Source organism: Nonomuraea rhizosphaerae, from assembly GCF_019396405.1.
Classification (GTDB): Bacteria; Actinomycetota; Actinomycetes; order Streptosporangiales; family Streptosporangiaceae; genus Nonomuraea; species Nonomuraea rhizosphaerae.
Map to the genome: position 1 here is coordinate 1 of NZ_JAHKRL010000030.1, position 5,884 is coordinate 5,884.

Annotated in this window: 5 protein-coding genes; 3 read left to right on the forward strand and 2 right to left on the reverse strand. The window is 69.8% G+C overall.

Going from position 1 to position 5,884, the window contains the following annotated elements; translation table 11 throughout:
• Positions 1–271 precede the first annotated feature (271 nt).
• Together KME77_RS01480 and KME77_RS01485 are read right to left on the reverse strand one after the other, a co-directional pair.
• Positions 272–769: a hypothetical protein gene (locus KME77_RS01480; protein ID WP_219460711.1), complete on the reverse strand. Its 498-nt coding sequence runs from the start codon at positions 767–769 to the stop codon at positions 272–274.
• A gap of 130 nt (positions 770–899) precedes the next feature.
• Complete coding sequence (locus KME77_RS01485; protein ID WP_219460713.1) at positions 900–1,991, reverse strand: GNAT family N-acetyltransferase; 1,092 nt, start codon at positions 1,989–1,991, stop codon at positions 900–902.
• A 55-nt stretch (positions 1,992–2,046) separates the two neighbouring features.
• On the opposite strand from KME77_RS01485, the gene KME77_RS01490 reads away from it, so the two are divergent.
• From KME77_RS01490 to KME77_RS01500, 3 genes are all read left to right on the forward strand, one after another.
• Positions 2,047–2,898 carry a tRNA (adenine-N1)-methyltransferase gene (locus tag KME77_RS01490; protein WP_219460716.1) on the forward strand — a complete coding sequence of 284 codons (852 nt, stop codon included), beginning with the start codon at positions 2,047–2,049 and terminating at the stop codon, positions 2,896–2,898.
• Between the two features lie 204 nt (positions 2,899–3,102).
• Positions 3,103–4,866, forward strand: coding sequence for a proteasome ATPase (gene arc, locus KME77_RS01495; RefSeq protein WP_219460719.1), 1,764 nt, complete (start codon positions 3,103–3,105; stop codon positions 4,864–4,866).
• Positions 4,867–4,957: 91 nt separating this feature from the next.
• On the forward strand, positions 4,958–5,884 hold a 927-nt coding region (locus tag KME77_RS01500; RefSeq protein ID WP_219460722.1), incomplete at its 3' end, for an acylphosphatase.

The window sequence follows — 5,884 nt, forward strand, 5'->3', positions numbered from 1 at the left end:
GCGCGACGGTGCGCCGGCGAGGCGACGTGTGTGACGTTTTCCTGACGCCCACCTGCATTTCCGCAAAAGGCGCGAAAAGCCGGGTAATTCGCGGGAAATCGACGCGTGCCAAGTGCTGCTCACGCCGCATTTCCCGTACCCGGGACGCCGTGGGGCGGCCGTCCGGAACGCGAGGATCCGGCCCGTACGAAACCGTCGGCCCGGTGCGTGGCCCGGCCGCCCGGCAGGCGGCCCGCGGGCCCCGCACGCGGCACGGCGACCCCGTACGGGATCAGGTCCCGGGGAAGGCCTGCACCCCCCGTAACAGCCGCACCGCGGCCTCCAGCCCGGTCGCGGCCTCCAGGGCGCGGCCGGCGGCGGTGGCGAAGCGGCTCAGCAGGTGCTCGTCCGGCTCCCCGAACCGCCGCCCAGCCACCCACACGAACCCGTGGTCGCAGGTGGCCAGCGGCAGCGGCATGGCCAGGAAGCCCGGCTCGCCGAGCACCAGGTCCGGCGCGATCAGCAGCGGGCCCGGAGCGGCGGACAGCGCCTTGAGCACCCCGGACTCCTCCAGCCACGGGCGCACCCGCAGCGGATCGCCCGGGGGCGCATGGACATTGACGGTGTGCGCCACCTCCCGCAACACGTCCACCCGTACGAATCCCGCGTAGGCAGTTCCGGCGACCGCGGCGGCGGTCCGGCTCAGCCTGTCGATCAGTCCCGCGGGGTCAAGGCAGGTGAACGAGGCGATGAGTTCACGCATGGCGAAATCGACACGGTTGTAAGGCATCGCGGTATCCCTCGGCTGAGGGGAGATCGAGACAGCGCGCACGATCACGCTCATCTCAGGGGCGGTGACCCTGAGTCTCGCCGCCGTCGTGCCGCTTGACCACCCCTCAACAGGAAATGGGAATTTCCGGTCAGCTTCCCCGCAGGCGCAGCCACGTGACCTCGTCCACCCGGGAGCCGTCCGCCTTGGGCAGCATCTCGCGCTGGATCGACTCGCGGGAGAACCCGGCCCGTTGCAGGACCCGCTGCGAGGGGAGGTTGCCCACCTCGGTCCCGGCCACGATCCGGTGCAGCGGCGTGGCGGCGAACGCCCAGTCCGTCAGCAGCCGCACGGCCCGCGACATCAGCCCCCTGCCGCGGAACTCCGGCAGCAGCGAGTAGCCGATCATGGCCTGCCCGAGCACCGGCACCACCTGCGTGAGCTGCAGGTGCCCGGCGAACGCCCCGGTGGCCGCGTCCCTGATCGCCAGCTCGACGCGCTGCCCGGACAGCCACCACCAGCCGGTCAGGCGGCAGCGCCGCTCGTCCTCCTCGTAGGTGCTGGCCGGTCCGATCCCGTACGCCTGCACCGTCGGCTCCAGCATCATCCGGTGGTAGTCGCCGAGGTCGTCCAGCCCGATCGGGGTCAGCCGCACCACGCCGTCGCCCAGTTCCCCGCCGTCGAAGAACGGCAGGTAGGGCTCGGCCGCCTCGCCGGAGTCGCGCGGGAGCCTGGCGAAGGTGACGAAGTCGGCCCGCCGCCCGTCGGGCAGCGTCCTGGCCTCGCGCCTGCGCCCCTCCTCCCTGAATCCGGCCTTGCCGGCGACCCGCAGGCTGGCGATGTTCTCCACCTCGGCGCTGATCTCGGCCCGCTGCACCCCGTGGTCGAACAGCCAGTCGGTCAGCCCGCGGGCCGCCGTGCTCACCACGCCCTTGCCGCGCGCCCAGGGGGCGGCCAGGTAGCCGATCTCGGACACGCCCCAGCGGTCCGGCGGCCTGGCCCCGATCGCGCCCACGTACCGGCCGTTCTCGGTGATCGTGAACTCCGCGCCGCCGTCCAGCCACCTGGTCTCGGCCGCCCGCAGGTACTCCATCGCGTCCGCGCGCGTGTACGGGGAGGGCAGCGAGAACAGGAACCTGGCCGTCACCGGGTCGTCACAGGTGCGCGTGATCGCCTCCACGTCCGACTGGGACGGCTTGCGCAGTATCAGGGGGCCGGTGGAGATCACTTCGCGCGGGAGCATCCCTCATAGATATCGCGCGTCAGCCGGTGCTCGAAAGCCCTATAACCTTGCCGCCATGGGTTTCCGCAGGCATGGGCCGTTCCAGGCGGGGGATCAGGTGCAGCTCACCGACCCCAAGAACAAGCGCCACACGATCACGCTCAAGGAGGACGGTGTCTTCCACACGCACAAGGGCGCCATCCCGCACGCCGATCTGATCGGGCAGCCCGAGGGCTCCGTGGTGCGCTCGTCCGGCGGAACCCAGTACCTGGCCTTCCGCCACCTGCTGCAGGACTACACCCTCGCCATGCCGCGCGGCGCCGCCGTGATCTACCCCAAGGACGCCTCCATGATCGTCGGCATGGCCGACGTCTTCCCGGGCGCGCGGGTGATCGAGGCCGGGGTCGGCTCCGGCGCCCTGACCTGCTTCCTGCTGCGCGCCGTCGGGCCGGAGGGGCACGTCACCTCCTACGAGCGGCGCCAGGAGTTCGCGGACGTGGCCCGCAAGAACGTCGAGAAGTTCTACGGTGGCCCCATGGACGACACGTGGCGGCTGGTCGTCGGCGACCTGGTCGCCTCGATCGACGAGCTCGACGTCGACCGGGTCATCCTCGACATGCTGGCCCCCTGGGAGTGCGTCGACGCCGCCGCCAAGGCCCTCACGCCCGGCGGCGTGATCTGCTGTTACGTGGCCACGACCACGCAGATGTCCAAGACTGTCGAGGTCATTCGCGATCACGGGAGTTTCACCGAGCCTCAGGCGTGGGAGACCCTGCTTCGTGACTGGCATGTCGAAGGGCTGGCCGTGCGGCCCGATCACCGGATGATCGGCCACACGGGCTTCCTCGTCAGCGCCCGCCGCATGGCGGACGGCGTGGCACCGCCGCCGCGCCGCCGACGACCGAAGGGAACGACCGAAGAACTATGACAATTTGGCCACGAGGGTGCGTTGGTGCGTGACACGGGAACAGATCGAAGTGTTCCTGTGCTGGCAGTATTAAACGCGCTATTAGGGATTATTCACCGCATACCGATTGTCACACGACGAACACTGCCCGGCCAGGTTACGGAGGGGCCCGAGATAGGTAAGGTCCTTAGTAGTCGCCCTCGACTGGGAAGGAGGTGACGGGGCGTGGCAGCTCGCGATGATGCTGAGGCTCGAGCCGCGCAGCGCGAACGGGAGGTCGCTGATCTTTCAACACAGGTCTCCTTCCTCCAAGAGGAGATCACCGCGCTGAGGCGGAAGCTGGCCGAGTCACCCCGTCAGGCCAGGGTCCTTGAAGAGCGTCTTCACGAGGCGCAGGCGAACCTCGCGGCCGTCACCGGCCAGAACGAGCGCCTGGTCGCCACACTGAAGGAGGCCAGGGACCAGATCGTCGCCCTCAAGGAGGAAGTCGACCGGCTGGCGCAGCCGCCGTCCGGGTTCGGCACCTTCCTGGAGGCCAGAGAAGACGGCACGATCGAGGTGTTCACCGGCGGCCGCAAGCTGCGGGTGAACGTCAGCCCCGCCGTCGACGTCGACTCGCTCCGGCGTGGCCAGGAGGTCATGCTGAACGAGGCGCTCAACGTGGTCGAAGCCCTCGGCTACGAAGAGGTCGGCGAGATCGTGATGCTCAAGGAGCTCCTTGAGCACGGCCAGCGCGCACTGGTCATCTCGCACGCCGACGAGGAGCGCGTCGTGCGGCTCGCCGAGTCGCTGGTCGGCCAGCCCATCAGGGCAGGCGACTCGCTCCTGCTCGAACCACGCTCGGGCTACGTCTACGAGCGCATCCCCAAGTCCGAAGTCGAAGAGCTGGTGCTCGAAGAGGTCCCCGACATCTCCTACGAGGAGATCGGCGGCCTCATGCGGCAGATCGAGCAGATCAGGGACGCCATCGAGCTTCCCTACCTGCACGCCGACCTGTTCCGCGAGCACAAGCTCCGTCCGCCCAAGGGCGTCCTGCTGTACGGGCCGCCCGGTTGCGGCAAGACGCTCATCGCCAAGGCCGTCGCCAACTCCCTGGCCAAGCAGGTCGCGGAGAAGACCGGCCAGTCCGGCAAGAGCTTCTTCCTCAACATCAAGGGTCCCGAACTGCTCAACAAGTACGTCGGTGAGACCGAGCGGCACATCCGCCTGGTCTTCCAGAGGGCCCGCGAGAAGGCCTCCGAGGGCACCCCGGTGATCGTGTTCTTCGACGAGATGGACTCGATCTTCCGGACCCGTGGCTCGGGCGTCTCCTCCGACGTCGAGAACACCATCGTTCCCCAGCTCCTGTCGGAGATCGACGGTGTCGAGGGCCTGGAGAACGTCATCGTCATCGGCGCCTCCAACCGCGAGGACATGATCGACCCGGCGATCCTGCGGCCCGGCCGCCTGGACGTCAAGATCAAGATCGAGCGGCCGGACGCCGAGGCGGCCAAGGACATCTTCTCCAAGTACCTCATCTCCGAACTGCCGCTGCACCCCGACGACCTGTCGGAGCACGGCGGATCGCGGGAGTCCACCATCCACGGCATGATCCAGAGCGTCGTCGAGCGCATGTACACCGAGAGCGAGGAGAACCGCTTCCTCGAGGTGACCTACGCCAACGGCGACAAGGAAGTCCTGTACTTCAAGGACTTCAACTCCGGCGCGATGATCCAGAACATCGTCGACCGGGGCAAGAAGATGGCCATCAAGCAGTTCCTCGAGAGCGGCCAGAAGGGCCTGCGGGTGCAGCACCTGCTCACGGCCTGCGTGGACGAGTTCTCCGAGAACGAGGACCTGCCCAACACCACCAACCCCGACGACTGGGCGCGCATCTCCGGCAAGAAGGGCGAGCGGATCGTCTACATCCGCACGCTGGTCTCCGGCAAGCAGGGCGCCGAGGCGGGCCGCTCCATCGACACGGTGGCCAACACGGGGCAGTACCTGTAGCACCAGCTGCTGGTCAGGGGGCTGCGTGGGATCCCACGCAGCCCCCTGCTCATGTGCGAGCACGGTCAGGCGCGGTCGGGTGGGTGGTCGGATGGGCGGGCGCAGACGGGCCGACGTGCGGGTCTCCGGCGTCGTGCAGGGGGTCGGGTTCAGGCCGTACGTGTACGCGCTGGCCGCCAAGCTCGGCCTGGCCGGTCGGGTCGGCAACGACGCCGGCGGCGTGTTCATCGAGATCGAGGGGCCGGCGGCCGGGGTCGAGGAGTTCCTGGACGCCCTGGAGCGCGACGCGCCCGTCCTGTCGCGGATCGAGCGAGTCACCGTCGTGCCCGGCCGGCCGCGCGGCGCCACGGCGTTCACCATCGCCGGGAGCGACCCGTCCGGGCGGCGGCGGGCCCTGGTCTCGGCCGACAGCGCCACCTGTGACGACTGCCTGCGCGAGCTCGCCGATTCCGGGGATCGCCGATTCGGCTATCCGTTCGTCAACTGCGTCAACTGCGGGCCGCGGTTCACGATCGTGCGCGGGGTGCCGTACGACCGGGCGCTGACGACCATGGCCGGATTCGGGATGTGCGCGGACTGCGCGGCCGAGTACCACGATCCGGGCGACCGGCGCTTCCACGCCCAGCCGACCTGCTGCCCGGCCTGTGGGCCCCGGCTGCGCCTGGCCGCCCCGGACGGCACGGACCGGCCGGTCGGCGCGTACTCGCTGGACGGCGCGTACTCACCGGGCGGCGCGTACTCATCGGACGGCGCGTACTCACCGGGCGGCGCGTACTCACCGGGCGGCGCGGACGGCCTGAGCGGGCCGGGCGTGGACGATCCGGTCGCGGAGTGCGCGCGGCTGCTGCTCGCCGGGCGGGTGGTGGCGATCAAGGGACTGGGCGGCTACCACCTGGCCGTGCTGGCGTCGGACGAGCGGGCGGCGGCCGAGCTGCGGCGGCGCAAGCACCGCGAGGACAAGCCGTTCGCCGTGATGGCCGCCGACCTCGCCCCGGCGCGCACCCTCTGCGAGGTCGAC